The 24,326-nt window shown below is 60.6% G+C and carries 22 protein-coding genes and 1 riboswitch; of the genes, 16 read left to right on the forward strand and 6 right to left on the reverse strand.

All coding sequences use genetic code 11. From position 1 onward, the window contains the following. The first annotated feature begins 17 nt into the window (after window positions 1-17). Both FHT73_RS18825 and FHT73_RS18830 read left to right on the forward strand, forming a co-directional pair. Window positions 18-1,895 carry a sensor histidine kinase gene (locus tag FHT73_RS18825; protein ID WP_246712166.1) on the forward strand — a complete coding sequence of 626 codons (1,878 nt, stop codon included), beginning with the start codon at window positions 18-20 and terminating at the stop codon, window positions 1,893-1,895. Then, window positions 1,892-3,268, forward strand: coding sequence for a sigma-54 dependent transcriptional regulator (locus tag FHT73_RS18830; protein WP_183713825.1), 1,377 nt, complete (start codon window positions 1,892-1,894; stop codon window positions 3,266-3,268). The genes FHT73_RS18825 and FHT73_RS18830 overlap by 4 nt, the downstream gene beginning before the upstream one ends. Before the next feature lie 47 nt (window positions 3,269-3,315). On the opposite strand, the gene FHT73_RS18835 is transcribed toward FHT73_RS18830, so the two are convergent. The 3 genes from FHT73_RS18835 to FHT73_RS18845 form a co-directional block, all read right to left on the reverse strand. Further along, the gene (locus FHT73_RS18835; RefSeq protein ID WP_183713828.1) at window positions 3,316-4,923 is read right to left on the reverse strand and encodes a hypothetical protein; all 1,608 of its coding nucleotides are present in this window, start codon (window positions 4,921-4,923) and stop codon (window positions 3,316-3,318) included. Between the two features lie 212 nt (window positions 4,924-5,135). Further along, on the reverse strand, window positions 5,136-6,011 hold the full coding sequence (yghU, locus tag FHT73_RS18840) for a glutathione-dependent disulfide-bond oxidoreductase (RefSeq protein WP_112398563.1): 876 nt from the start codon (window positions 6,009-6,011) through the stop codon (window positions 5,136-5,138). 573 nt (window positions 6,012-6,584) lie between these two features. Next, a complete protein-coding gene (locus tag FHT73_RS18845; protein WP_015342994.1) occupies window positions 6,585-6,731 on the reverse strand; it encodes a DUF1127 domain-containing protein in 147 nt (48 codons plus the stop codon). 229 nt (window positions 6,732-6,960) lie between these two features. After that, a riboswitch (TPP riboswitch) is annotated at window positions 6,961-7,057 on the forward strand. Window positions 7,058-7,107: 50 nt separating this feature from the next. On the opposite strand from FHT73_RS18845, the gene thiM reads away from it, so the two are divergent. Genes thiM through thiD form a run of 3 tightly spaced genes read left to right on the forward strand, consistent with a single transcriptional unit; the run spans window position 7,108 to window position 9,355 of the window. Further along, window positions 7,108-7,911 (forward strand): hydroxyethylthiazole kinase, encoded by an 804-nt coding sequence (gene thiM, locus FHT73_RS18850; protein WP_183713830.1) that lies wholly within the window; start codon window positions 7,108-7,110, stop codon window positions 7,909-7,911. Beyond that, window positions 7,908-8,546, forward strand: a complete 639-nt coding sequence (gene thiE / locus FHT73_RS18855) for a thiamine phosphate synthase (protein ID WP_183713833.1) — start codon at window positions 7,908-7,910, stop codon at window positions 8,544-8,546. Before thiM ends, thiE begins: the two co-directional genes overlap by 4 nt. Next, window positions 8,543-9,355, forward strand: a complete 813-nt coding sequence (thiD, locus tag FHT73_RS18860) for a bifunctional hydroxymethylpyrimidine kinase/phosphomethylpyrimidine kinase (RefSeq protein ID WP_183713836.1) — start codon at window positions 8,543-8,545, stop codon at window positions 9,353-9,355. The genes thiE and thiD overlap by 4 nt, the downstream gene beginning before the upstream one ends. 130 nt (window positions 9,356-9,485) lie before the next feature. Here the strand turns inward: thiD and FHT73_RS18865 are convergent, their stop codons facing one another. The 3 genes from FHT73_RS18865 to FHT73_RS18875 form a co-directional block, all read right to left on the reverse strand. After that, a complete protein-coding gene (locus FHT73_RS18865) occupies window positions 9,486-10,358 on the reverse strand; it encodes an undecaprenyl-diphosphate phosphatase (RefSeq protein WP_112603674.1) in 873 nt (290 codons plus the stop codon). Window positions 10,359-10,557: 199 nt separating this feature from the next. Further along, window positions 10,558-10,770 (reverse strand): hypothetical protein, encoded by a 213-nt coding sequence (locus FHT73_RS18870; RefSeq protein WP_183713839.1) that lies wholly within the window; start codon window positions 10,768-10,770, stop codon window positions 10,558-10,560. Between the two features lie 103 nt (window positions 10,771-10,873). After that, the gene (locus FHT73_RS18875; protein WP_015342988.1) at window positions 10,874-11,578 is read right to left on the reverse strand and encodes a transcriptional regulator NanR; all 705 of its coding nucleotides are present in this window, start codon (window positions 11,576-11,578) and stop codon (window positions 10,874-10,876) included. 177 nt (window positions 11,579-11,755) lie between these two features. Between FHT73_RS18875 and oiaX the strand changes: the two genes are divergently transcribed. The 11 genes from oiaX to dhaL all read left to right on the forward strand — a co-directional run bounded on the left by oiaX (window position 11,756) and on the right by dhaL (window position 24,253). After that, entirely contained in the window at window positions 11,756-13,015 is a 1,260-nt protein-coding gene (gene oiaX, locus FHT73_RS18880) for a 3-oxo-isoapionate-4-phosphate decarboxylase OiaX (RefSeq protein WP_112603676.1), read from the forward strand. 5 nt (window positions 13,016-13,020) lie between these two features. Continuing rightward, on the forward strand, window positions 13,021-14,355 hold the full coding sequence (locus tag FHT73_RS18885) for a four-carbon acid sugar kinase family protein (protein WP_183713841.1): 1,335 nt from the start codon (window positions 13,021-13,023) through the stop codon (window positions 14,353-14,355). Between the two features lie 89 nt (window positions 14,356-14,444). Next, on the forward strand, window positions 14,445-15,272 hold the full coding sequence (locus FHT73_RS18890; protein ID WP_112603680.1) for a phosphogluconate dehydrogenase C-terminal domain-containing protein: 828 nt from the start codon (window positions 14,445-14,447) through the stop codon (window positions 15,270-15,272). 79 nt (window positions 15,273-15,351) lie between these two features. Next, the gene (locus tag FHT73_RS18895; protein WP_112337184.1) at window positions 15,352-16,293 is read left to right on the forward strand and encodes a D-ribose ABC transporter substrate-binding protein; all 942 of its coding nucleotides are present in this window, start codon (window positions 15,352-15,354) and stop codon (window positions 16,291-16,293) included. A 76-nt stretch (window positions 16,294-16,369) separates the two neighbouring features. Next, entirely contained in the window at window positions 16,370-17,014 is a 645-nt protein-coding gene (locus FHT73_RS18900; RefSeq protein WP_112604030.1) for a DUF2291 domain-containing protein, read from the forward strand. Then, complete coding sequence (locus FHT73_RS18905; protein WP_112603682.1) at window positions 17,011-18,564, forward strand: sugar ABC transporter ATP-binding protein; 1,554 nt, start codon at window positions 17,011-17,013, stop codon at window positions 18,562-18,564. The genes FHT73_RS18900 and FHT73_RS18905 overlap by 4 nt, the downstream gene beginning before the upstream one ends. After that, the gene (locus FHT73_RS18910; protein ID WP_112337186.1) at window positions 18,561-19,625 is read left to right on the forward strand and encodes an ABC transporter permease; all 1,065 of its coding nucleotides are present in this window, start codon (window positions 18,561-18,563) and stop codon (window positions 19,623-19,625) included. The genes FHT73_RS18905 and FHT73_RS18910 overlap by 4 nt, the downstream gene beginning before the upstream one ends. Before the next feature lies 1 nt (window position 19,626). Next, the gene (locus FHT73_RS18915; protein ID WP_183713844.1) at window positions 19,627-20,661 is read left to right on the forward strand and encodes a Gfo/Idh/MocA family oxidoreductase; all 1,035 of its coding nucleotides are present in this window, start codon (window positions 19,627-19,629) and stop codon (window positions 20,659-20,661) included. Beyond that, window positions 20,658-22,541 carry a hypothetical protein gene (locus tag FHT73_RS18920; protein WP_183713847.1) on the forward strand — a complete coding sequence of 628 codons (1,884 nt, stop codon included), beginning with the start codon at window positions 20,658-20,660 and terminating at the stop codon, window positions 22,539-22,541. Before FHT73_RS18915 ends, FHT73_RS18920 begins: the two co-directional genes overlap by 4 nt. 57 nt (window positions 22,542-22,598) lie before the next feature. Then, complete coding sequence (locus FHT73_RS18925; RefSeq protein ID WP_183713850.1) at window positions 22,599-23,618, forward strand: dihydroxyacetone kinase subunit DhaK; 1,020 nt, start codon at window positions 22,599-22,601, stop codon at window positions 23,616-23,618. Then, a complete protein-coding gene (gene dhaL / locus FHT73_RS18930; RefSeq protein WP_183713853.1) occupies window positions 23,615-24,253 on the forward strand; it encodes a dihydroxyacetone kinase subunit DhaL in 639 nt (212 codons plus the stop codon). Before FHT73_RS18925 ends, dhaL begins: the two co-directional genes overlap by 4 nt. Window positions 24,254-24,326 lie beyond the last annotated feature (73 nt).

Raw genomic sequence — 24,326 nt, forward strand, 5'->3', positions numbered from 1 at the left:
GCGGCGCGCGCGAAATCATGCACAATACGGCAATGCTGCAGCGCCCGGCCAACGAACGATTTCTAACGCCCGAGCAACTGGGCCGGCGCTCACGCCGGGTCTGGCTCGTGTTTGCGTTTCTAAGTGCGGCTGTCATTGCGGCTGGTCTTTATGGCGCGAATTTCTATGGTCGGCTCTCGGCAATAGAAACGCTGCAGAGGCAGGGGCACACGGATGCGAACCTCAAGGTTGCCCTGCTGCGCGCAGTCCTCGAACGTCCGCGCGCCCTGCCGCTCTTGCTGGCCGACGATCAGCAGGTGCGAGATGCGCTCGCCGAGAAGCACATCGACGATGTTGTCGCCCTGGACCGTAAGCTTGAAAGTCTCGTCTCGGGCACCAGCGCATCCGTCCTTTACGTCACCGGCAAGGACGGCGTTGCCATGGCTTCCAGCAACTGGCGAGAACCGTTGAGTTTCGTCGGCAACGACTATTCCTTTCGCGACTATTTCCGCAAAGCCATGGAAACGGGAACCGCTGAGCATTATGCACTCGGCACCGTCAGCAATCGCCCCGGCCTCTACATTTCCCGCCGTGTCGGCGATGTCGGCTCTGCGCTTGGTGTCGTTGTGGTGAAGATGGAGTTCGATCAGCTGGAGGCTGACTGGAGCGAGACCGGCCGCCCTGCTTACGTGACTGACGAACGCGGTGTCGTGCTCATCACCAGCCTGCCCTCATGGCGCTTCATGACGACCGCTCCGCTTGCGCGCGAGGAAGCCGACGCGATTCGAAAAAGTCTGCAATTCGGCGCAGCACCGCTTTCGCCCCTTCCGGTCAGCCATCCCGAAGAAATTGGCCCGGATGCAACCATCGTGCGTGCCATTCTGCCTGGAAGCAGCGCTGCGGAATATTTGCGGCTGGCGGTCGCGGTTCCATCGACGCCCTGGCAGCTCGGCTATCTGATCCCGACCGATCAGGCGATCGCCTCGTCCGTGCGCGAGACACGCTTCCTCGCCTTGACCGTCCTTCTGCCGATCCTCGCATTCGCCGCTTTCCTGCTGCGCCGCCGCGATGTTTCCGCCATGCAGATCGCCGTGAGCAGGATCGCGCGTGATGAGTTGGAACGCCGGGTTCTTGAGCGCACGGAGGACTTAAGCCAGGCCCGCGACCGGCTGGAGGCGGAAATTGCAGACCACCGTGCGACGGAAGCCAAGCTGCAGGGTGTGCAGCAGGATCTCGTACAGGCCAATCGCCTTGCCATCCTGGGTCAGGTCGCCGCCGGCGTAGCCCATGAAATCAATCAGCCGGTGGCGACAATCCGTGCCTATGCTGAGAATGCCAATGTCTTCCTCGACCGGCGGCAGACGGAGCCGGTGAAGGAAAACCTTTCGGCAATCGCGGCGCTGACGGAGCGTATCGGCACGATCACCGAAGAACTGAAAGCCTTCGCCCGTAAGGGAAGGACCGCACCGGAGCCGGTTGATCTCAGAAGCGTGATAGAGGGGGCCGTGGTCCTGCTGAGGAGCCGCTTTGCCGGCCGCCTGGATGCGCTGAAGATCGAGTTGCCACCAACGGGGCTCGGCGTTGTCGGGACCCGCATCCGGCTGGAGCAAGTGCTGATCAACCTCTTTCAAAATGCTCTAGAGGCCCTTGAAGGTCGCGACGAGGCCAAGGTGGAGGTGTCAGTGCGCGAAACTTCAGAGGAAGTCGAGATCGTAGTTTCGGACAACGGGCCTGGCATTCCGGCGGCGATCCTCGACTCGCTGTTTACACCCTTCAACACGTCCAAGGAAAAAGGCCTCGGTCTTGGTCTCGTCATTTCAAAGGATATCGTCGTCGACTATGGCGGCCGGATCGATGTCGAGAGCAATGACAGCGGCACACGCTTCACCGTCCATTTGCGCAAGGCCACACCATGAGTGAGAGTTTCCCCGTTTTCCTCATCGACGACGACAAGGATCTGTTGAGGGCGACGAAGCAGACGCTTGAACTGGCTGGCTTTGGCGTCTCCGCCTTTTCTGCCGCAAGCGAAGCGCTCCATGCTCTCAAGGCCGATTTTGCCGGTGTCGTCGTTTCCGATATCCGCATGCCGCAGATGGACGGGCAGCAGCTCTTTGCCCGCATCAAGGCGCTCGACGCCGATCTGCCGGTCATTCTCATGACGGGTCATGGCGATATTCCGATGGCGGTTCAGGCGATCCAGGATGGCGCTTATGATTTCATCGCGAAGCCCTTCGCCACGGATCGGCTTGTGCAGAGCGTGCGGCGAGCAGCTGAAAAGCGACGGCTTGTGCTGGAAAATCGGGTGCTGCGGCAAGTGGCCGAACAGGCACAGGGCGATCTGCCGCTGATCGGACAGACTCCTGCCATTGAGCGGCTGCGCCATACGCTGCGGCAGATCGCCGATACGGATGTCGATGTGCTTGTCACGGGCGAGACTGGCAGCGGTAAGGAAGTGGTGGCGAGCCTGCTGCATCGCTGGAGCCGGCGAGCGAAGGGCAATTTCGTTGCGTTGAATTGTGGTGCCCTGCCCGAAACCGTGATCGAGAGCGAGCTTTTCGGCCACGAACCGGGCGCTTTTACTGGCGCCCAGAAGAAGCGCGTTGGGCGCATCGAACATTCAAGCGCCGGCACCCTGTTTCTCGACGAGATCGAAAGCATGCCGCCGGCAATCCAGGTGCAGATGCTGCGCGTGCTGGAAATGCGCGAGGTGACACCGCTCGGCACCAATGAAGTTCGTCCCGTCGATCTTCGCGTCGTCGCGGCAGCGAAGGTCGATCTTGCCGATCCTCGCCAACGCGGCGATTTTCGCGAGGATCTCTACTATCGCCTCAACGTTGTCACGCTTTCCATTCCGCCATTGCGTGAACGCCGCGATGACATTCCCCTGCTCTTCGGCCATTTCGCCGATCGCGCCGCCGGCCGCTTCAAGCGCGAGGTGCCCGCCCTATCTACAGCGGTGCGCCGCCATCTGCAGCAGCACGACTGGCCGGGCAACGTTCGCGAACTCTCGCATTTTGCCGAGCGCTTCGTGCTCGGTCTCGAATCGGCAACAACGGCAAAATCTGACGAAGCGCCGGCGACGGATGAAGGTTTGCCGTTGCCCGCTCGAGTAGAGCGCTACGAAGCCGAGCTCATCCGCGAAACCCTGTCGCAGAACAATGGCGATGTACGCCGTACCATCGAAGCGCTCGGCATTCCCAGGAAGACCTTCTACGACAAGCTCCAGCGACACGGCATCGTCAGAGGCGATTTCGCCGGCTTTGACGGGGGCGAGCGCCGAGGTTCATGATCCGCTGCCGATGAGCGACCACGCCAGCTGAAGCCGTCGCGTGAACTTCAGGCGCTGCGGCGCATGTCCCTGGCATTGCCTTGCCTTTGCCGGGCCGCTGCCTCGGCGGTGCGATCCAGAACCAGCATCGCTTGCGCAACCACCGCTGCGAGCGCTTCATCGCTCCTGGAAGCGGCCACGACCAGCGGCGCGCTCAGGCAAATTCTAAGAGCACTTGCCGGTACATCACCAAAATCGGCACAGCGAACGGGCTGGCCGAGACGCACCAGGGCAACTCCATCGCCTTCGACGGCCAGCTCCTTGTAGACCGCCGCCATTTCCGCTGCGGTCAGCATGGCGCCATCTGTGCAATTGCGCAGGTAAAACGAAAAGATGGAGGGAATTTCATCCCAGCGAAGAGCCGATGATGCGCCCCACAGCTCACGCCGCTCCAACGGCCGGCTCTGCAGAGGCTCGAAAGCCGGATCGTTCGCAAGACGATCGGAGACTGCCTCGGCAAAAATGGACAAAACCTTGACTACACGGTCTTCAGGAATATCGAGGAAGCATCCGAGTTCGAACAGCGCGGCTTTCCAGCGTAGCAGGAGGCCGAGATTGGCGCGCTCCGGCAAGATATTGCGGGCGGCCCAGCCTTCCGGCCACTCTGCCTTCCCGCAATAATCTGCCAAGGCTGCAGGCAGAGTGCGCGATTTGAAGCGTTCCGACATTTGCGGCGGGCAGAGAAGCGCCCCGCTGAAAATCGGCCCGGCGAGGAATTTCGAACCCGTGAGCGCGACCATGAAACCATGGGCGAGATAGGCGCGGATCGTCGCCGCTGACAGGCGAAACTGGCAGGCGTCGATCATGATATCCAGCAATGTGCCGAAGCGCTCCTTCAGACGCATGACGGTCTCAAGGCTCGGCGCCAGCAGGCTGGTCTTCGAGACGTCTGTTACGACGAGAAGGCATCTGAGGCCGGCTGCGCGGGCAAGCTCGATGAGGCCGCGCAGCTCCTCTTCCACCTCGCTATCGGCGCGAAGGGAACCATCCTTGTTGCGCACGGCAATGGTGGCGTTGCGTGTTGCGTCCCCTGGCCGCAATTCCTCGCCCTTGGCGACAGACCGTGCGCTGCTGACGCGGCTCATGAAATGCCGCCCGGCCGACGCCATCATGACGCCGCTGCCCGTCTCGTTCCCCATCAGCGTGATGGTCATCAGGGCAGGCTCGTCCTCACCCGCCAGCAGCGCGGCCGAAAAAAGGTGGATGTCCGTGCCTGACGTGGCCAGGATCGCATCGATCCGCGGCTGCGACGATTGACCGAGGCCAAGCAAGCGCAGCAGATCGTCACGCACACGCCCGATTTCGCGGTCATAGACAGCCGTCGGCGAGCTTGTTTCCATCTCCCGCCTCAGATCCGCGTAAAAGGATTCGACCGTGGCAAAGGCGGCGGCGGATATGGTCGATGCCGTCGACGAGCCGAAAGCGAGATCTTCGGGCCGTGGTGCCGGACCATAGCCATACATGTTGAGCCCGGTGAGCGGATCGCAATCCAGCCGTTCATCGCCACCCGACACCAGGTGTTTCAGCAGCGCATCCCTCGCCTCGCTCTGTTGCTTCGACAACGCACCCGTAGTCGCATTTTTATCCAGGGTACGGTCGTCAGCAACTTGCTGCATGGAGAAGCATTCCTCTTTCGCCAATGTCGACACGCTTTGCAGAATCGCGCCGCGGTCTACGCCGGGCGGGGGAGCCTCGGCAGCCGAACATTACGCTTCACAAGATGGAGCGAGGCTGACTTGCCGGGACCGACAGCACCCGCAGTAAGCGCAATAAAAGAGCTCGCGATCCGGAGGGCCGCGAGCTCATTTCTGCAAAGCGAATGGTCGGATCAGCCGGCAGCTTCCAGCTTATCCTGCGTCTTCGTCTCGAAGTCGCTGGCATCGTGGCGCTCACGCAGCTGCTCGGATGGATCGCCCGACATGCGGTTGACCATGCGGCCGCGCTTGACGGCAGGACGCGAGTAGATTTGCTCGGCCCAGCGCTGCACGTTCTTGTAGTCCTGCACCTGCAGGAACTCGGCCGCACCGTACTGCCACCCCTTGGCCAAACCGCCGTACCACGGCCAGATGGCGATATCGGCGATCGTATAGTCGCTGCCGGCGATATATTCGCTTTCAGCCAGACGGCGATCCAGCACGTCGAGCTGGCGCTTCACCTCCATGGCAAAGCGATCGATCGCATATTCGATCTTCGTCGGCGCGTAGGCGTAGAAATGACCGAAACCGCCGCCGAGATAGGGCGCGCTGCCCATCTGCCAGAACAGCCAGGAGATGCATTCGGCCCGAGCCGGCTGCTCGGTCGGCAGGAAGGCGCCGAATTTTTCGGCGAGATACATCAAAATCGAGGCCGATTCGAAAACGCGAACCGGCTTCGGGCCACTTCGGTCGAGCAAAGCCGGGATCTTCGAATTCGGATTGATGTCAACGAAACCGCTGCCGAATTGATCACCCTCACCGATCTTGATCAGCCAGGCATCATATTCCGCACCGCTGTGACCAAGCGCCAGCAGCTCTTCGAGCATAATCGTGACCTTCACGCCGTTGGGCGTTCCAAGCGAATAGAGCTGAAGGGGATGGCGTCCTACCGGCAGTTCCTTCTCGTGAGTCGGGCCGGCAATCGGGCGATTGATATTGGCGAACTGGCCGCCATTGGCCTTGTTCCAGGTCCAGATTTTCGGCGGGGTATATTCGGCAGGGCCGGTCATGGGCATCCTCCTTTTTCGGGAATCGAATTTGGGCGATCTTCGATGTAGCGCGCTACATAGATCGCACATAGGGGCCGCTCTTCATTTTTGCGAGAGGAGGATACCCAACTCTTTGAATGCGCCGAGGCTGCTTTGCACGCATGCCGCCTGCGCCGGGCTAGGATCCCTATACCGATCCGGGCCATTCTCAATCGCTTGGAAGTTCAACAAGACGAAAAAGCCTGCCGCGGGAGGAGGAGCGGCAGGCTTTTTACAAGAACCGAACAGCGGATGGGAGGAGGAGTTCCGCTATTCCTGCAGTCGTCCCTGGGAGGAGGATAAGGACGTCTGCCAAGCGAAGGGATGCGGGAGGAGATGCATCGCTTCGATGAAAAGAACATACCAGTCTTTTGCTCAGTTCATAGGCATTTCTTTGCAAGGCAGTTATGCGTCATGCGAAAAGCAAGGAGCTAGATTGATGCAATCTTCAGCAATCGCCGCGGAAATGAACGGTGATGCCCATAAAGCAAAAGCGCCTGCTCAAGGGAACAGGCGCCGGCATAATGCAGCTTTTATAAGGAGCCGTTTCGGCCGTTAGCGAGCGATCGCTGCGCGGGCAACATTGCGGATCTCACCGCGATCGATACCCAGGTCGTGCAGTTCGCGCGTGGACATACGGCCCAGTTCGGCGACCGTCTGACGATACTTGCGCCAGTTGTTGAAAGAGCGTGCTACGTTCATGATGATCCCCTTTCCTTGGGCTTTCGAAGCTGAGCAGCCGTGCTTGGCGCTCCCGTCGCTTCGATGAGAAATATATAGCCGAATCCCACGGCTTTTTGCAGAGCTAAGGGATCACTCCACCCATGCAGTTACTGCATAGATCGCCAAAAAAAGGGGGCGATCCCAACCGTCAGCATCGCATTTATGATTTGCTGGTGACAGCGCCGTCTTTGTCTGCGAAAAGAAGAGAGATGAGAGACAGGGGCGTCCGCTATCCGGCGGGCTGAGAAGCACCCTTCGAACCTGAACCAGATCATGCTGGCGGAGGAAGTCGCTCGGGACCTCGCGAAGCTGAAGCACGTCGTCCCTACGCGTCTCGCCGCCTGAAAGGGGCGATATGCAAGACCAAATCACACCGGGCAATCTACTTCGCACCATGCGGGCGAACCCTCCCCTGGTACAATGCATCACCAATTTCGTCGCCATGAATATTGCGGCCAATGTGATGCTTGCCGCCGGCGCATCGCCGGCAATGGTACATGCCGAAGAGGAGGCCGGTGAGTTTGCCGCTATCTCCGGCGCACTGACGATCAATATCGGTACGCTTTCGTCCGGCTGGCTTGCGGGCATGCGGAAGGCCGCTCAGTCGGCAAACGAGACGGGCAAGCCCTGGGTCCTCGATCCCGTCGCCCATTATGCGACAGGGTTTCGCCGCGATGCCATCACGCGCTTGTTGGAACTAAAGCCGACAATCATTCGCGGCAACGCATCCGAGATCATCGCGCTTGCCGGCGGGACGAGCCGCGGCCAGGGCGTCGATAGCCGCGATGCTGTCGAGCAGGCGGAAGATTCCGCCCTTCAACTCGCGGAAAAGCACAGCTGCGTAGTGGCAGTCACCGGCGTTACGGATTTCGTGACGGATGGGCAGAAGGCGAAGCGCATTGCAGGCGGTTCGCCATTGATGCCGCAAGTAACCGCACTCGGCTGCTCCCTTACCTGCCTCGTCGGCGCCTTTGCAGCGGCATCGCCAGATGCACATCTGGAGGCAACGGTTGCGGCGCTTGCCGTCTTTGCCGTGGCCGGCGAACAGGCGGGGGCGGCGGCTGGGGGACCAGGCTCCTTCTCCTGGCGCTTCCTTGACGCACTCGCCGCTTTGAGCCCGAAGACACTGGATCGCGACGCAAGGATATCTGCGGCATGAAGCAAGACTTCGATCTCTCGCTCTATCTCGTCCTCGATCCGCTGCTATGCCGTGATCTCGGTATGGTGGAGACAACGCGGGCGGCGGTGGCGGGCGGCGCCACCATGATCCAGTTTCGCGACAAGGAGGCTTCGACCGCCGCCATGATCGAAACCGGCCGTGCCCTCAAGCAAATCCTGCATGGAACGAATGTCCGGCTGATCGTCAACGACCATGTCGAGGCTGCCCTCGCCATCGGCGCCGATGGCCTTCACATCGGTCAGGAAGATATGAATGCCGCCGACGCCCGCCGCCTGATCGGCCCGGACATGATCCTCGGCCTCTCGGTGGAAACGGAGGCTCTCGCCTCCTCCATAGATGCCGGAATCATCGACTATGCCGGGATCGGTCCGGTCTTTGCCACACCCACCAAACCCGACCACAAGCAACCGATCGGCTTTGACGGGCTTGCCCGCATCGTCAGGCTTTGCCCGGTTCCTTCAGTGGCAATCGGCGGCCTGAAGGCCGTTCATACCGCCGATGTCCTTTCGTGCGGCGCAGATGGCCTCGCGGTCGTCTCGGCCATATGCGGACAACCGGACCCGCAAGCGGCGACAATCATCATCGCGAAAGCCATCAAGGAGGCTCGCCAATGATCCGCAACGTTCTATCTATCGCCGGCTCCGATCCCTCCGGCGGTGCTGGCATTCAAGCCGACCTGAAGGCTTTCTCCGCCCGCGGCGTTTATGGAATGGCGGCTCTGACCGCCTTAACCGCGCAAAACACTCAGGGTGTCTCCGGCGTCCATCCCGTGCCCCCCCATTTCGTGGCAGATCAGATCAATGCGATCTTTGCCGACATCCGTGTGGATGCGGTGAAGATCGGTATGATCGCCAATGCCGCCATCGCCAGTGCCGTCGCGGACATTCTGGCGCGACATCGCGATGTACCCGTCATCCTCGACCCGGTCATGATCGCCAAGGGTGGCGCCGCTCTGCTGGCTGCCGATGCCGTTGACGTGCTGACCACACGATTGCTGCCGCTCGCGACCGTCGTTACCCCGAACCTACCCGAGGCGGCTGCGCTGTTGCATGACGCAGAGGCGAAAAGCCGCCAAGACATGGCGCGCCAGGCGCTTGCGCTGGCCGCGCTCGGGCCTTCAGCAGTCCTCGTCAAGGGTGGTCATCTCGAGGGTGACGAAAGCCCGGATGTGCTCGCAAGCGGCGATCATGTGGCCTGGTTCGAAGCTCAGCGGTTGCCGACCAAGAATACGCATGGAACGGGCTGCACGCTCTCAAGCGCTATCGCGGCAGAGATCGCCAAGGGCCTGCCGCTCCCCGAAGCTATCGCCGTCGGCAAGGCCTATCTCGCCGCCGCGGTTGCTGCCGCAGGCCAGCTTTCCGTCGGAAGCGGCCATGGGCCTGTGCAGCATTTCTATGCACTGTGGGCCACAAATAAGGAGTAGCGAGCCTGTTACTCAAGGATCAGGTCGCCGTTTCTGGTGCCGGCCGCGGCCTCGATCGGGCATAAGACAAAAAGCGCCGTCCTGATGGGCGGCGGCGCCTCTTCATTGGCGATCGAATGGTACGGGCGGCTCAGGCCCAGCCCATGGTCAACACGCCAAAAAGGATGACGGCGCCGAGACCGATACGGTAGATGACGAAAGGCCAGGTCGAAAAGCGTTCGAGAAAGCGCATCAGCCCCCAGATGGTGATGAAGGACGATATGCTGCCGACAATCAGGCCAACGAGCAGCACCGACCAGGCTTCCATCGGAATATGCGCCTTGTGAAGCTCATAAAGCTCCTTCAAGCCGGCAAGAGCGATGGCCGGTAAGCCGAGCAGGAAGGAGAACCGTGCCGCCTCCTCTCTTTTTAAGCCGAGGAACAGTGCGCCGGTTAGGGTCGAACCCGAGCGCGAGACACCGGGGATAAGAGCACCGACCTGCGTGATGCCGACAAAAAGGGCATCCATCAGCGTCATCTGTCCGATATCCTTCCTATGGCGGCTGTAAAGCTCAGCGACCGCCAAGAGCAAGCCCATGACCACGCAGGCGATGCCGATGACCCAGAGGCTGCGGAAAGACGTGCCGCAAGCGTTCAGGGAGGATGACAGCAGCAGGCCGGCGATCACGATCGGTATGGTGGCGATGACGATGGCGATCGCAAGCCGGATGGAAGGAGAGCTCCAGTCCCTTTGCCTGATCGCATCGAGCGATCCAAAGGTGACGTAGCGGACGTCGCTCCAGAAATAGGAGACGATCGCTGCAAGTGCTGCAAGCTGCATCGTAGCCGAGAAGGCAGAACCAGGGTCCTGCCAGCCCAGCAAGGCGGGCACCACGCGCATATGGGCAGTGGACGAGACCGGCAGTAGCTCGGTCAATCCCTGCACGATGCCCAGAATTGCGATCTTGGCATAGCCCAGGGCAACAAAGCCCGTATCCACGCCTTGCGTACAAACATCAGCCACGTTTTGATATCCTCAGTTGTTCAGGGGGCTTAGCACCGAGTGGTGCGACGAACTAGCTGTGAAACTGGTTCCCAAATTGAACTTGGCAACACCTAGTGAAGGGGTCGCCAATATTTCATCGGGACAAGCTGAGGATATAGCCGCGCAGGCTGAACTCTATCTGAAATTGCCGGCTCGAATTTTGGAGTTTGGCGTATTTCTAGCCGTCATCCTCCGGCAACGCCTGCATGTAGCGGATCATGGTGTAGAAGCCGGCGAGGAGGACCAACCCGCCTGCCGCATGATGCAGATTGTGCAGCATCGTATGGTGATGCCTGAGCAGAAGGCAGCTCAAATTATAAAGGGTTATGGCCACCGCCGTCATGAGAGCGGCCAGGAATAGCGCCATGTTTCGCTGAAAGAAATCAATCATCACGCACACCTCTTTTGAGTGCCAACAGATTCCATAAGGATTGGGGAGGAATTACGACAAAGGCACAGAACCGTGGCACCGTGGCGGGCGAATGCCGACGGGTTCATTTCGTATAGAGCGCACGCGATCTTTCCAGATGCTTGAGCATCGCCTGCTCGGCGCCATCTGCATCGTTTTCAGCGAGGCGCGCGAGGATTTCCTCATGTTCGACCAGCGTGAACTTTTCCTTACCGGTCCAGATCAGCATGTCGGTATGATAGGCTTTCAGCCATGCGAGCATCGCTTCGCTGACGGCAGCAAAGATTGGATTGCCGGAAATCTGGGCGATGCGCGTATGGAACTGCATGTCCGCAGAAATGAAGTCCTCGGCATGACCGAGAGATGCGCGCTGCCGGTCGATGATTTCACTGAGATCGGCAACATCTTTCTTGCTCGCGCGCTGTGCGGCCTCGCGTGCCATGCCGCGCTCGAAGAAGATGCGGGCGCTCTTCAGCTGTTCAAGGGAATCAGGTGATTGCGACAACATGATCTTTGCGGTCAGGTCGACCTGCCGAAAGATCGACTTCGCTGTGAGCTGAAGCACCTTGGCACGTTCGCCATGGGAAATGTTGACCAGTCCCATATTGGCAAGGGCCTGCATGGCCTCCCGGATCGCCGGACGTCCGACACCGAAGCGTTCCATGAGGACGCGCTCGGACGGCATCTCGTCACCCGGCTTGAGCTCTCCCGACGTGATCAACCGTTCCAGCCGGTCGAATACTTCATCGGATAGCTTTCGGCGTACAATTTGTTCGACTGGCTCGCCCATGGAATCCCGCTTTCCCAAAGCTTTTACCCCTTATGCATTTTTGGCCGCCATGGCGGAAGCCCCACCCTACCGACAACCGGGCAAAAAATAGTTTGCAGAAGTTGGAATACTCATTATACCAGATCACCAGTTTGTGCCACGCGGAAAATCGTCGGCGAGAGGAGCATTCACCCACTCATGACTATTACCATCACCTACCGCATCGAAACGCCAGGCAGCATCGAGGCGATGGCTCGCAAGATCGCTAGCGATCAGTCGACAGGCACCTTCGTCGCTGTGCCGGGCGAGACGGAAGAACTCAAGGCGCGTGTGGCCGCGCGTGTCGTCGCGATCCACCCTCTTCCTGACGCGGAGCGTCCGACTTGGCCGGAGGTGGCCGAGGGCTATGGCCCGATCCATCGGGCCGATGTCGACATCGCCTTCCCGCTGGATGCGATCGGCACCGATCTTGCGGCACTCATGACGATCGCGATCGGCGGCGTCTTCTCCATCAAAGGCATGACCGGCATCCGCATTGTCGATATGAAGCTGCCGGAGGCCTTCCGCAACGCGCATCCCGGCCCGCAATTCGGCGTTGCCGGCAGCTTGCGCCTCGCCGGCGTCAGCGGTCGCCCGATCATCGGCACCATCGTCAAGCCGGCGCTCGGCCTTCGGCCGAAGGAAACGGCTGCCCTTGTCGGCGAGCTGATCGGCTCCGGTGTCGATTTCATCAAGGACGATGAGAAGCTGATGAGCCCGGCCTATTCACCTCTGAAAGAGCGCGTCGAAGCCATCATGCCGCTGATTCTCGACCATGAGCAGAAGACCGGCAAGAAGGTGATGTACGCCTTCGGCATTTCGCATGCCGATCCCGACGAGATGATGCGCAACCACGATCTCGTGCTGAAGGCCGGCGGCAATTGCGCCGTTGTCAACATCAACTCTATCGGATTCGGCGGCATGAGCTTCCTGCGCAAGCGTTCCGGACTGGTGCTGCATGCGCATCGCAATGGCTGGGATATCCTGACCCGTCATCCCGGCGCCGGGATGGATTTCAAGGTGTATCAGCAGTTCTGGCGCCTGCTCGGGGTCGACCAGTTCCAGATCAACGGCATAAGGGTCAAATATTGGGAACCAGACGACAGCTTCGTCGAATCCTTCAAGACGATCCGCACACCGCTTTTCGATCCATCCGACTGTCCGCTTCCCGTTGCCGGTTCCGGTCAATGGGGCGGCCAGGCGCCCGAAACCTACCAGCGCACCGGCCGGACGACCGACCTTCTCTATCTCTGCGGCGGCGGCATCGTCAGCCACCCCTTCGGACCCGCTGCCGGCGTTCGTGCAATCCAGCAGGCCTGGCAAGCGGCGGTTTCGGACATACCGCTTGCCGACTATGCCAAGGACCATCCGGAGCTTGCCGCCTCGATCGCAAAATTCAGTGACGGCAAGGACGCCTGACAGCGATGTCCAATCTTCTTCTCAGCTACTACGGCGATGACTTCACCGGCTCGACCGACGTCATGGAGGCCCTCGCCTCGAACGGCGTACAAACCGCTCTCTTCCTCGGCATACCAAGTGAAACCTTACTGGAGCGGTTCAAGGATTGCCGCGCCATCGGCATTGCCGGCACCAGCCGCAGCGAAACGCCGCAATGGATGGACGAACATCTAACGCTCGCATTTCAATGGCTGAAAAGCCTCGATGCCGCGCTATGCCATTACAAGGTCTGCTCGACTTTCGATTCCAGTCCGAAGATCGGCAACATCGGCAAGGCGATCGAGATCGGCAAGGCGCTCTTTGCACAATCCGTCGTGCCGGTCGTGGTCGGTGCGCCGCAGCTCAAGCGTTACACTGCCTTTGGCCATCTCTTTGCCGCGTATCAAGGCGAAGTCTTCCGTATCGACCGACACCCGGTCATGAGCCGGCATCCCGTCACGCCGATGGATGAGGCCGATCTGGCCGTGCATCTGAGCAGACAGACGTCCCTTCCCGTCAGCCTCGCCGATCTCGTCGCACTCCGGGCAACCGATGCCGACGCACGGATCGATGCGCTGACGGGAGGCAGGGAGGGCATCCTGCTGCTCGACGTCGACAGTGCGGAAACACAGGTTGCCGCGGGACATCAGCTATGGCGTCTGGCAATCAAGGGCAACGTCTTTGTCGCAGGCTCGTCCGGTGTCGAATATGCTCTTCTCGATGCCTGGCGGAATGAGGGTTTGATCGAAGAGAAGCCGGTATTCGCTCCTCCCGGCAAGGTCGATCGCCTGGCGGTCGTCTCCGGCAGCGTATCGCCTACGACCGAACGTCAAATCCGCCGGGCTGCGGCCGGCGGATTTGACGGCATCGATCTCGATCCATTGGCGCTTGTCGGAGAAAATGCCGAGCAGGCGCTGGAGACAGCGGTCGCCGCGGGCGTGGCCAGCCTCAAGGTCGGACGCAGCGTCATCCTTCACACAGCACTCGGCCCATCGGCGGATCGCGGCGGCGATATAGACCGTATTCCCGGCGCCCGCCATCGCCTGGGGCAGGCTCTCGGCACGATCCTGCGACGGTTGATCGAACAGGAAAATCTCGGCCGCGCCGTCATCGCCGGCGGCGACACGTCGAGCCACGCGCTCAAGGAATTGCGTGTCGAAGCGCTGACAACGCTTCTTCCATTGCCGCAAACCCCCGGCTCGCCGCTTTGCACGGCCCACGGCAGCTACGCGCCCACCAATGGTCTGCAGATCGCGCTGAAGGGCGGCCAGGTCGGCACCGATGATTATTTCACACAGATCCGCGACGGCAGGGGATCGTAGCGGCGTCATTCTTCAGCATTCATTGGCATACTCATTGACTCATTATACCACTTGCGATACCACATTCTGGAAGTGAACGAGGTACTAACATGACTGCAATTGCTCTTTTCGGCGCCGGAGGCAAAATGGGCTACCGGCTCGCCAAGAACCTGAAAGGCTCGCGCTTCGATGTGCGCCACGTCGAAGTCAGCGATGCCGGCAAGGCGCGTCTGAAGAATGATCTTTCTGTCGATTGCGTCCCGGTCGATGCCGCGCTGGATGGCGCGGACGTCGTGATCCTTGCAGTACCGGATACCGCTATCGGCAAGGTTGCCGCCGGCATCGTCGACGAGCTGAAGCCCGGCACGATGGTCGTCGCACTCGACGCCGCCGCCCCCTTCGCCGGCCATCTGCCGCACCGTGAAGATCTCACCTACTTCGTTACTCACCCCTGCCATCCGCCGATCTTCAACGACGAGACCGACATGCAGGCCAAGAAGGATCATTTCGGCGGTCTTTTTGCCAAGCAGCATATCGTTTCGGCACTGATGCAGGGTCCGGAAAGTGCCTATGCTCTCGGCGAGGAAATCGCCAAGGTCATCTGGGCGCCCGTCATGCGCTCGCACCGCGTCACCGTCGAGCAGATGGCAATGCTGGAGCCGGGTCTTTCAGAAACGGTCTGCGCGTCGCTGCTCGTCATCATGCGCCAGGCCATGGATGAGTGCGTCGCCCGCGGCGTCCCGGCCGAAGCTGCCCGCGACTTCCTGCTCGGCCACATGAACGTACTCGGCGCCGTCATCTTCAAGGAAGTCGACGGCGTCTTCTCCGATGCCTGCAACAAGGCGATCGAATTCGGCATCCCTGCCCTCATGCGCGACGACTGGAAGAAGGTCTTCGAGCCACAGGAGATCGCAGAAAGCATCCGTCGCATCACCTGATCGACGTCCCCGGGAGGGCGTCGCCCTCCCTTTGCCGCCCTGCCGGGAACAGGGCCTGTTTCATAACTGGGAGGAGACCATGAAACTGAGACGCAGACTGACACTTGCAGCCTTCACCGGCGCACTGGCGCTGGGCACGGCGATGCCGGCCTTCGCGGCCGATCTGATCGCGATCATCACGCCGGCTTTCGACAATCCCTTCTTCAAGGCGGAGGCCGTCGGCGCCGAAGCCAAGGCAAAAGAGCTGGGTTACGAGACGCTGGTCATGACGCATGACGACGATGCCAACAAGCAATCGGAAGTCATCGACACCGCCATCGGGCGTGGCGCCAAGGCCATTATCCTCGACAATGCCGGTGCGGACGCAACGGTCGCTGCCCTGAAGAAGGCCAAGGATGCGGGCATCCCTTCCTTCCTCATCGACCGCGAAATCAATGTCACCGGCATCGCAGTCGCCCAGATCGTTTCCAACAATTACCAGGGCGCCCAGCTCGGCGCGCAGGAATTCGTCAAACTGATGGGCGAGAAGGGCAATTATGCCGAACTCGTCGGCCGCGAAGCCGATACCAATGCCGGCATCCGTTCGCAAGGCTATCACGACGTCATCGACGACTATCCGGACCTGAAGCTGGTCGCCAAGCAATCGGCGAACTGGAGCCAGACTGAGGCCTATGCCAAGATGGAGACTATTCTTCAGGCAAATCCCGACATCAAGGGCGTGATCTCAGGCAACGACACCATGGCAATGGGCGCGATTGCCGCCCTGCAGGCCGCCGGCCGCAAGGATGTGATCGTCGTCGGCTTCGATGGCTCCAACGATGTGCGCGACTCGATCAAGGCGGGCGGCATCAAGGCGACGGTCATGCAGCCGGCCTACGCCCAGGCCCAAAAGGCGGTCGAACAGGCCGACGCCTATATCAAGAACAAGACGGCGCCTAAGGACGAGAAGCAATTGATGGATTGCGTCCTCATCAATGCCGACAACGCCGACAAGCTCGAGACTTTCGCACTGAAAAACTGATGGCGGGCCAGATACGTTGGAGGGCGCGGCAAAACCGCGCTCTCCGGAGCTTTTCTGCAAGATCGAGGTGCATTGCATGTTGAGGATCAGAGGCGCGCTCGTGGCCTTTGTATTGGCCGCGGCATTGCCCGGCTGCAAGATTATCAAGACACCAACGCCCGAGGAGAAGGCAGCGGCGGCGGCAAGGAGCGCCTTCGATCCAGCGGCAAAGGTCGAGGCGATTTGGCAATCGAAAGTGGTGCCCGGCGTCGAAAAGCGCGCGAGTGACCTCAAGACTGTGTTGCAGGCGGTAGCAACTAATCCCGATGATGCCGGCGCGAAATACGGAAATTCGCGCAAGCAGAGCTCCTCGCCCTGGACCTATGCCGTCAAGCTGAGCGGTAAGATCGTGGCTGCCGATACAGCCTCCCGCGCGGGCACCCTCGACGTCGACGTGGATGGCGACGGCAAGGCGGATGCGAAGGTGCAGATCGGTCCGGCGATCCGCGGCACGGCGCTGCGCGACGCGCTGGATTTCCTGGACTTCAACGAATTCAGGAACCAGATCGAATGGGCACAGTTCGGCAAGGCCTTCAATGAGAAGGCCAATTCATCATTTCTGGCAGCTCTGCCTCGCGACGGGCTGATTGGAAAGACGGTCACCGTGACGGGTGCGTTTCCGCTGCCCCCATCCGGCCAGCTGCCTTTGATCACCCCTTCGGCCCTGACATTGGGGCAATGACCATGAGCGAAACCCCAAGCAACGATATCATCCTGCGCCTGGAGGACGTTTCCAAGGTCTATTCCGGCATCGTCGCCGTCAAGCACGCCAGCCTCGAGCTGCACCGCGGCGCGGTCAACGTGCTCGTCGGCGAAAACGGTGCCGGCAAGTCTACCCTGATGAAGATCATCGCCGGGGTCGAACGGCCGACCTCGGGCCGCATCCTGCTCGAGGGCGAGGAAGTCTCCTTCAGCAGCCCCGCCGACGCGCAGGCGCGCGGAATCGGCATGATTTTCCAGGAGCTCAATCTCTTTGCCAACATGACGGTGGCCGAAAACATCTTTGCCACGCGCGAAATCACCCGCGGCATCTTCGGCATCGATCACAAGGCACAGATCGCAAGGGCCAACGAGTTTCTGGATCGGCTCGATGCCGGCATAAGCGCCGAAACCATGGTGGAAGACCTGCCGATCGGGCAGCAGCAGCTCGTCGAGATCGCCAAGGCCATCTCACTTGATGCCCGCATCCTCATCATGGACGAGCCGACATCGGCGCTGTCTGCTGCGGAAGTCGATATTCTGTTCAAGGTCATCGCGGAGCTGAAGGCTCAGGGTGTTGCGATCGTCTATATCTCACACCGGCTGGAAGAGCTGATGCGTATCGGCGACTATATCACCGTACTGCGGGATGGGCAGATCACCGGCCAGGCCAGGGTTTGTGATATCGACACGAAATGGATCGTCCGGTCGATGATCGGATCGGATGCCAAGGATTTCGCAAGGGACGGAGGCCATGCCATCGGTAAGGAAGCCTTCCGCGCCGAGGAGATCAGCCTGCCGAGACGTACGGGCGGCCTTGCCGTCGATCATGTCTCGCTGTCGGTGCGCGCCGGCGAAATCCTCGGCATCTATGGCCTGATGGGTGCCGGGCGCAGCGAATTCTTCGAATGCGTGATGGGCCGGCATTTGCATTCGACCGGGCGGATCTACATCGATGGCGTGGAGGTTCGCGCCCGCGACACCACCCGGCGCATCCGGCATGGCCTCGCCTTGATTCCAGAGGACCGTCAGCGCGAAGGATTGGTGCAGGTGCTGTCGATCGCCAGCAATTTGACGCTTGCGAGCCTCGGCCGCTTCGCCCGGCTGTTTTTCCATATCGATCCAGGTGCCGAAAAGAACGCCATTCGCGACATGATCCGCGATCTCTCCATCAAGGCGCCCAATCCGGACTTCGAGGTTACCTCCATGTCCGGCGGCAACCAGCAGAAGGTCGTCATCGGCAAGGCGCTGATGACCGATCCGAAGGTGCTTTTGATGGACGAGCCGAGCCGCGGCATCGATGTCGGCGCCAAGGCCGACGTCTTCCGCACCATGCGCAGGCTCGCCGGCAAGGGTCTGGCAATCTTGTTTTCAACATCGGACCTCGAAGAGGTCATGGCTCTTTCGGACCGCATCGCCGTGCTCAGCAACGGCAAGCTCGTCACCGTTCTCGACCGAAGCGAAGCGACGGAAGAGGCCATCATCGCGGCATCCGCCAAGGGACACGGACATACAGGGAAACTCGCGTCATGACCGCAGATACGTCCTCCGCCTTTGCGACCAATCGCTCGAACGGTTCGGTTCTCCTGACGCTGATGAAGCTCAGGACCTTCATCGCGCTGTTCGCCGTCGTCATCTTCTTTGCGATCTTTGCACCGAACTTCACCTCGACCGCCAACATCATCCTGATGTCGAAGCATGTCGCGCTCAACGCCTTTCTCGCCATGGGGATGACCTTTGTGATCGTCACCGGCGGGATCGATCTATCGGTCGGTTCGATCGTCGGCCTTTGCGGCATGGTGGCCGGTGCCCTCATCCTGAACGGCGTCGAACTGCCGATCGGATATACGGTCTACTTCAACATCTACGAGATCATCCTAATCACACTGGCCGTCGGCCTGGGGATTGGACTCATCAACGGCCTGCTGATCACCAAGCTCAACGTCGCCCCCTTCATCGCCACGCTCGGAACGCTCTATATCGCCCGCGGCCTCGCACTCCTGTCTTCTGACGGTCAGACCTTCCCGAACCTGGTCGGGCGGCCGGAATATGACACGACGGGCTTCGACGTCTTCGGCGCCGGCCGTATGCTCGGTCTTCCGGTTTCCATCTGGATCCTGATCGTGTTGGCGCTACTCGCCGCTTACGTCGCCCGCTCGACGCCGATTGGCCGCCACATCTTCGCCGTCGGCGGAAACGAGCGCGCCGCACGCATGTCCGGCATCCGTGTCGATGTGGTCAAGATCTTCGTCTATATGTTCTCAGGCCTCTGCGCCGCCATCGTCGGTATCGTCATATCGTCGGAGCTGATGGCGGCGCATCCGGCAACCGGCGAGAGCTTCGAGCTGAACGCCATTGCAGCAGCCGTGCTTGGCGGCACCTCCATGTCCGGCGGGCGCGGCACTATCGGCGGGACGATCATCGGCGCCTTCGTCATCGGCATTCTTTCGGATGGCCTCGTGATGATGGGCGTATCATCCTTCTGGCAGATGGTGATCAAGGGATGTGTCATTATCATCGCTGTGGTCGTGGATCAGGCGCAGCGGCGTCTCCAGCAGCGCGTAACTCTCATGCAAATGGCAAAGGCAGGCTGAAATGGCAGAACTCAAGGGCGCATTGATCGGTTGCGGCTTTTTCGCGATCAATCAGATGCATGCATGGCGAGACGTCAAAGGCGCCAGCATCGTTGCGATCTGCGATCGCGACCCGGAGCGGCTGAAGATCGTCGGCGACCAGTTCGGCATCCAGCGTCGCTATATGGATGCAGCCGCCATGTTCGCCGATGGTGGCTTTGATTTCGTCGATATAGCAACGACGGTGCAAAGCCATCGCGCCCTAGTGCAGATGGCCGCCTCTCACAAGATCCCCGCAATCTGCCAGAAGCCTTTCGCAAAAACGCTGAGCGATGCCAAGGCCATGGTCGCGACCTGTGCCGCGGCCGGCGTGCAGCTGATGGTGCATGAGAATTTTCGCTGGCAGACACCTATTCAAGCCGTCAAGACTGCTCTGCAATCCGGCGCAATCGGCGAGCCCTTCTGGGGACGTTTCTCTTTCCGCTCGGGCTATGACGTCTTTTCCGGCCAGCCTTACCTGGCGGAAGGCGAACGGTTCATTATCGAGGATCTCGGTATCCACACGCTCGATATCGCCCGCTTCATCCTCGGCGACGTTTCTTCACTGACGGCCCGCACCAAACGGGTCAACCCGAAGATCAAGGGCGAGGATGTCGCAACCATCCTGCTCGATCATGAGAATGGCGCGACATCGATCGTCGATGTCAGCTACGCCTCCAAGCTTGCGACCGAGCCCTTCCCGGAGACGCTGATCGAACTCGACGGCACCAAGGGTAGCATTCGACTGTCGCAGGGGTATCGTCTCGAGGTAACTGGCCCCCAGGGCACGAGCGTTACGGACGCATCGCCGCGGCTTCTGTCCTGGGCCTCGCGTCCCTGGCATAATATTCAGGAGAGCGTCCTGGCGATTCAGCAGCATTGGATAGACCGCCTTGCCAATGGTGGCGAAACTTCCACGTCAGGCGCCGACAATCTCAAGACGCTGGCACTTGTCGAGGCCGCCTATGAGAGTGCCGCCAACGGGAATCCCATCGATATCGGAGCGATGCTGCGATGAAAACCGAGATCGATCCGTTTCAGCTTTACGGTACGCACGAGCTCGAAACGACGCCGATGCGACTGACTTCGGGCAGGCTGGATGTCGATTTCAAGGACGGCAATCTCCGGACCATTCGCTATGATGGCATCGAGGTTCTGCGGGCTGTTTCCTATCTGATCCGCGATCGCGATTGGGGCACCTATTCGCCCCATATCGACGATATACGGATCGAGCAGCGTCACGATGGTTTTTTCGTCAGCTATCTAGTGCGCTGCGCCGGCCCCGAGAACACCGAGCTTACAGTCGACGTTCGGATAACGGCTCAAGTCGATGAGGCCCTGATCTTCGAAGCGACGGCGCTCTCGACGACCGGCTTCGAAACCAACCGCTGCGGCTTCTGTATCCTGCATCCGATCGTCGGCGTCGCCGGGATGCCCGTCTCGGTTGAGCATGTCGACGGCAGCCGCGAGAGCACGCATTTTCCCGATCCTATCGAACCCTGGCAGCCCTTCAAGAATATGCGGGCGATTACGCATAGCGTGGTGGCGAACGTGACAGCCGAATGCCGCATGGAAGGCGACACCTTCGAGATGGAAGATCAGCGCAACTGGTCCGACGCTTCCTACAAGACCTACGTTCGCCCGCTTGCCCTGCCCTGGCCTTATCGAATTCCGGCTGGAAAGCCGATGCGGCAGCGCATCGTTCTGACCATCGGGGATATGCGCCGCCTGCCTCCCGCCTCCACCTATGGTTCGGAAGAAGCGCCCCCGGTCGGGCTTAGCGCTGGAGCAAGGTCCGGAATCATGCCGTCCATCGGCCTTGTCATTACACCGGAGGAGGCGGATGCGACGCTAGCTGCGCGCGACCGGCTGGCTGAAATCGAACCGCAGGAGCTGCTGTTTCACTTCGATCCCGATGCCGGCCATGGTGCTGGCGCCTTCAGGCGCTTCGCCGCCGTTGCCGCACTCCATCCAGGCAATTCGACGCTCGAAATCGCATTGCCCTGCCGCCAGGCACCTCCTGTCGAGACACAGCAAATAGCAGACTGGATGCAGGCTGCCGGCTTCAAACCCGATGCAATCATGATCTCGCCTTCCGTCGACCGGCAATCGACGCCGCCGGGCAGCAAATGGCCGGAATGTCCGCCGCTCGAGGAGGTCTACGCCGCCGCGCATGCGGCCTTTCCCGATATGCGTATCGGTGGCGGCATGCTGAGCTATTTCACCGAACTCAATCGCAAACGGGTGCCTGCCGATACACTCGGCTTCATCAGCCATTGCACCAATCCGATCGTCCATGCGGCGGACGATCTGAGCGTCATGCAGACGCTGGAAGCACTGCCGTTCATCACGCGCTCCGTGCGCGCCATCTACGGCGACAAACCCTATCGTATCGGCCCGTCAACCATACCGATGCGGCAGAATCCCTATGGCAGCCGGACGATGGACAATCCTCACGGCGGTCGCATTGCCATGGCCAATATCGATCCACGGCCCAACGCCCGCTTCGGTGAGGCCTTTGCGTTTGGCTATGCCGCCCGCGTCCTCGATGCCGGATTGGAGTGCCTGACGCTTTCGGCACTGACGGGGTCCTTCGGGCTGATCGCCGGAGCGAACGAGCCGTCGGCGGCGGGAACCACGCGGCCGCTCTTCAATACGGTCTCGACCTTGTCTCACCTTGCCGGACAGCAATGGCACGAATGCCTGTCGACCGATCCGAGCGCCGTACTCAGCTTCATCACGGCACGATCCAACGGATTGCGTTCGCTCCATTTGGTCAACATAACGCCCATTCCGCAACTGGTGGAGCTGGGGGAGTTTCGGCTTAAGGAACAGAGCGGAAGCAAGAGGCTTATGCTTGATGCCTACAGCACTCTTTCGGCTGAGTTGATGGATTGACCTTCAATCGCAGACGCGCATGTTAGTCCCAACAATCGCAATGATTTGGAGGACTGCGTGAAGACGAAGAAGCTGATCAACGAAGGCGCGGCCGCCGTGGATGAGATGCTGGCCGGGATATTGGCGGCCCATCCGCGTCATCTCCACGCCGTTGAAGGATCGCCACGCTCGATCGTGGCAAACCATGGCCCGCGAGCCGGCAAGGTCGGTCTGGTCATCGGTGGAGGTTCCGGGCACGAGCCGACATTTCTCGGCTTTGTCGGCAAGGGGCTGGCCGATGCCGCGGCGGTCGGCAATGTCTTTGCCTCGCCGCCGCCCGATCCGATCATCGAATGCGCCAAGGCCGTCGACGGCGGCGCCGGCGTACTGTTCATGTACGGCAATTATGCCGGCGACGTCATGAATTTCGACATGGCGGCGGAAATGCTGGCTATGGACGATATCGAGGTGCGTACCGTACTGACGACGGACGACATCGCTTCCGCGCCGGTTGATCAGAAAGAACGCCGTCGCGGGGTTGCCGGCAATGTCTTCATCTTCAAGGCCGCCGGTGCCGCCTGTGATCTGATGTACAGTTTCGACGACGTGGAACGGCTGGCACGCTGGGCGAATGAGCGCACCTATACCATGGGGGTGGCGCTTTCGCCCTGCTCGCTGCCGCAGACACGCAAGCCGAATTTCGAGATCGGCGCCGACGAGATGGAGATCGGCATGGGTATCCATGGCGAGCCCGGCGTCGCACGCGGGCCGATGCGATCGGCGGATGAGGTGACGAGTGAGCTCGTCGGCAAAATTCTCGATGAGATGAAGCCGGCGCGCGGTGACCGGGTCGCCGTGCTTGTCAATTCCCTTGGCTCGACGCCGCTGATGGAGCTTTACATCATGATGCGCAAACTCAAGAGTATGCTCGACGATGCCGGCCTTGTTATCCATCTGTCGCTGGTCGGCAATTACTGCACGTCGCTGGAGATGGCCGGCGCCTCGATCACCCTCATGCATCTGGACGACGAACTGCAGCGGCTGATCGATCATCCCTGCGATTGCGCCATGTTCCACTCCGGCGAGGCTCTGCAATGACGACGGTTACAACGGAAGATCTGAAGGCGCTTTTCGTGCGGATCGCGGAGGCGATGGAACGTGAAAAGGATCGCCTCTGCGAACTGGACGGCGTCATCGGCGATGCCGATCACGGCATCGCCATGGAGCTCGGCTTTGCCGCCGCAGCCAAGGCGGTTTCGGAGCTGGACACGACAGCAGCCGATCCAACGCTGGTCTTCAATACGGCGGCAAAATCCTTCCTCAACGCAGTCGGCGCTTCGTCCGGGCCGCTCTATGCGACAGCCCTGATGCGTGCGGGTGCCGTCGCCAAGGGGAACAGCACTCTGAACGACGACGATATGGTCGAGATATTCGCAGCCCTCGCCAAGGGCATTCAGGATCGGGGCAAAGCAGAGGTCGGCGAAAAAACCATGGTCGATGCCTGGGCGCCCGCAGCCGCAGCCTGCCGCATAGCCCGGGATCAAGGGCTTTCACTTGCCGATTGTTTTGCCGCCGCCCTCAAAGCCGGTCAAGCGGGTGCGGAAGCCACCAAAGATATGGTCGCGGCAAAAGGCCGGTCGTCGCGCCTCGGCGATCGAGCCTTGGGGCACATGGACCCCGGCGCGGCGTCCGCCGTCGTCGTCATCGCCTGCTTTCACGATCACTTCATGTGATACCGCTGATAAGCTCATCATACCAGTTGACATGCTGACAACGATTTGTCAAAACCGCCCTCAGCTTTGCTCA

The organism is Rhizobium sp. BK098, assembly GCF_014193155.1.
In the GTDB taxonomy this organism is placed as follows: Bacteria; Pseudomonadota; Alphaproteobacteria; order Rhizobiales; family Rhizobiaceae; genus Rhizobium.

Coding starts and splice junctions, on each gene's coding strand:
- FHT73_RS18825 (WP_246712166.1), top strand. CDS start 18: ATGCACAATACGGCAATGCTGCAGCGCCCGGCCAACGAACGATTTCTA.
- FHT73_RS18830 (WP_183713825.1), top strand. CDS start 1,892: ATGAGTGAGAGTTTCCCCGTTTTCCTCATCGACGACGACAAGGATCTG.
- FHT73_RS18835 (WP_183713828.1), bottom strand. CDS start 4,923: ATGCAGCAAGTTGCTGACGACCGTACCCTGGATAAAAATGCGACTACG.
- yghU (WP_112398563.1), bottom strand. CDS start 6,011: ATGACCGGCCCTGCCGAATATACCCCGCCGAAAATCTGGACCTGGAAC.
- FHT73_RS18845 (WP_015342994.1), bottom strand. CDS start 6,731: ATGAACGTAGCACGCTCTTTCAACAACTGGCGCAAGTATCGTCAGACG.
- thiM (WP_183713830.1), top strand. CDS start 7,108: ATGCAAGACCAAATCACACCGGGCAATCTACTTCGCACCATGCGGGCG.
- thiE (WP_183713833.1), top strand. CDS start 7,908: ATGAAGCAAGACTTCGATCTCTCGCTCTATCTCGTCCTCGATCCGCTG.
- thiD (WP_183713836.1), top strand. CDS start 8,543: ATGATCCGCAACGTTCTATCTATCGCCGGCTCCGATCCCTCCGGCGGT.
- FHT73_RS18870 (WP_183713839.1), bottom strand. CDS start 10,770: ATGATTGATTTCTTTCAGCGAAACATGGCGCTATTCCTGGCCGCTCTC.
- FHT73_RS18875 (WP_015342988.1), bottom strand. CDS start 11,578: ATGGGCGAGCCAGTCGAACAAATTGTACGCCGAAAGCTATCCGATGAA.
- oiaX (WP_112603676.1), top strand. CDS start 11,756: ATGACTATTACCATCACCTACCGCATCGAAACGCCAGGCAGCATCGAG.
- FHT73_RS18885 (WP_183713841.1), top strand. CDS start 13,021: ATGTCCAATCTTCTTCTCAGCTACTACGGCGATGACTTCACCGGCTCG.
- FHT73_RS18890 (WP_112603680.1), top strand. CDS start 14,445: ATGACTGCAATTGCTCTTTTCGGCGCCGGAGGCAAAATGGGCTACCGG.
- FHT73_RS18895 (WP_112337184.1), top strand. CDS start 15,352: ATGAAACTGAGACGCAGACTGACACTTGCAGCCTTCACCGGCGCACTG.
- FHT73_RS18900 (WP_112604030.1), top strand. CDS start 16,370: ATGTTGAGGATCAGAGGCGCGCTCGTGGCCTTTGTATTGGCCGCGGCA.
- FHT73_RS18905 (WP_112603682.1), top strand. CDS start 17,011: ATGACCATGAGCGAAACCCCAAGCAACGATATCATCCTGCGCCTGGAG.
- FHT73_RS18910 (WP_112337186.1), top strand. CDS start 18,561: ATGACCGCAGATACGTCCTCCGCCTTTGCGACCAATCGCTCGAACGGT.
- FHT73_RS18915 (WP_183713844.1), top strand. CDS start 19,627: ATGGCAGAACTCAAGGGCGCATTGATCGGTTGCGGCTTTTTCGCGATC.
- FHT73_RS18920 (WP_183713847.1), top strand. CDS start 20,658: ATGAAAACCGAGATCGATCCGTTTCAGCTTTACGGTACGCACGAGCTC.
- dhaL (WP_183713853.1), top strand. CDS start 23,615: ATGACGACGGTTACAACGGAAGATCTGAAGGCGCTTTTCGTGCGGATC.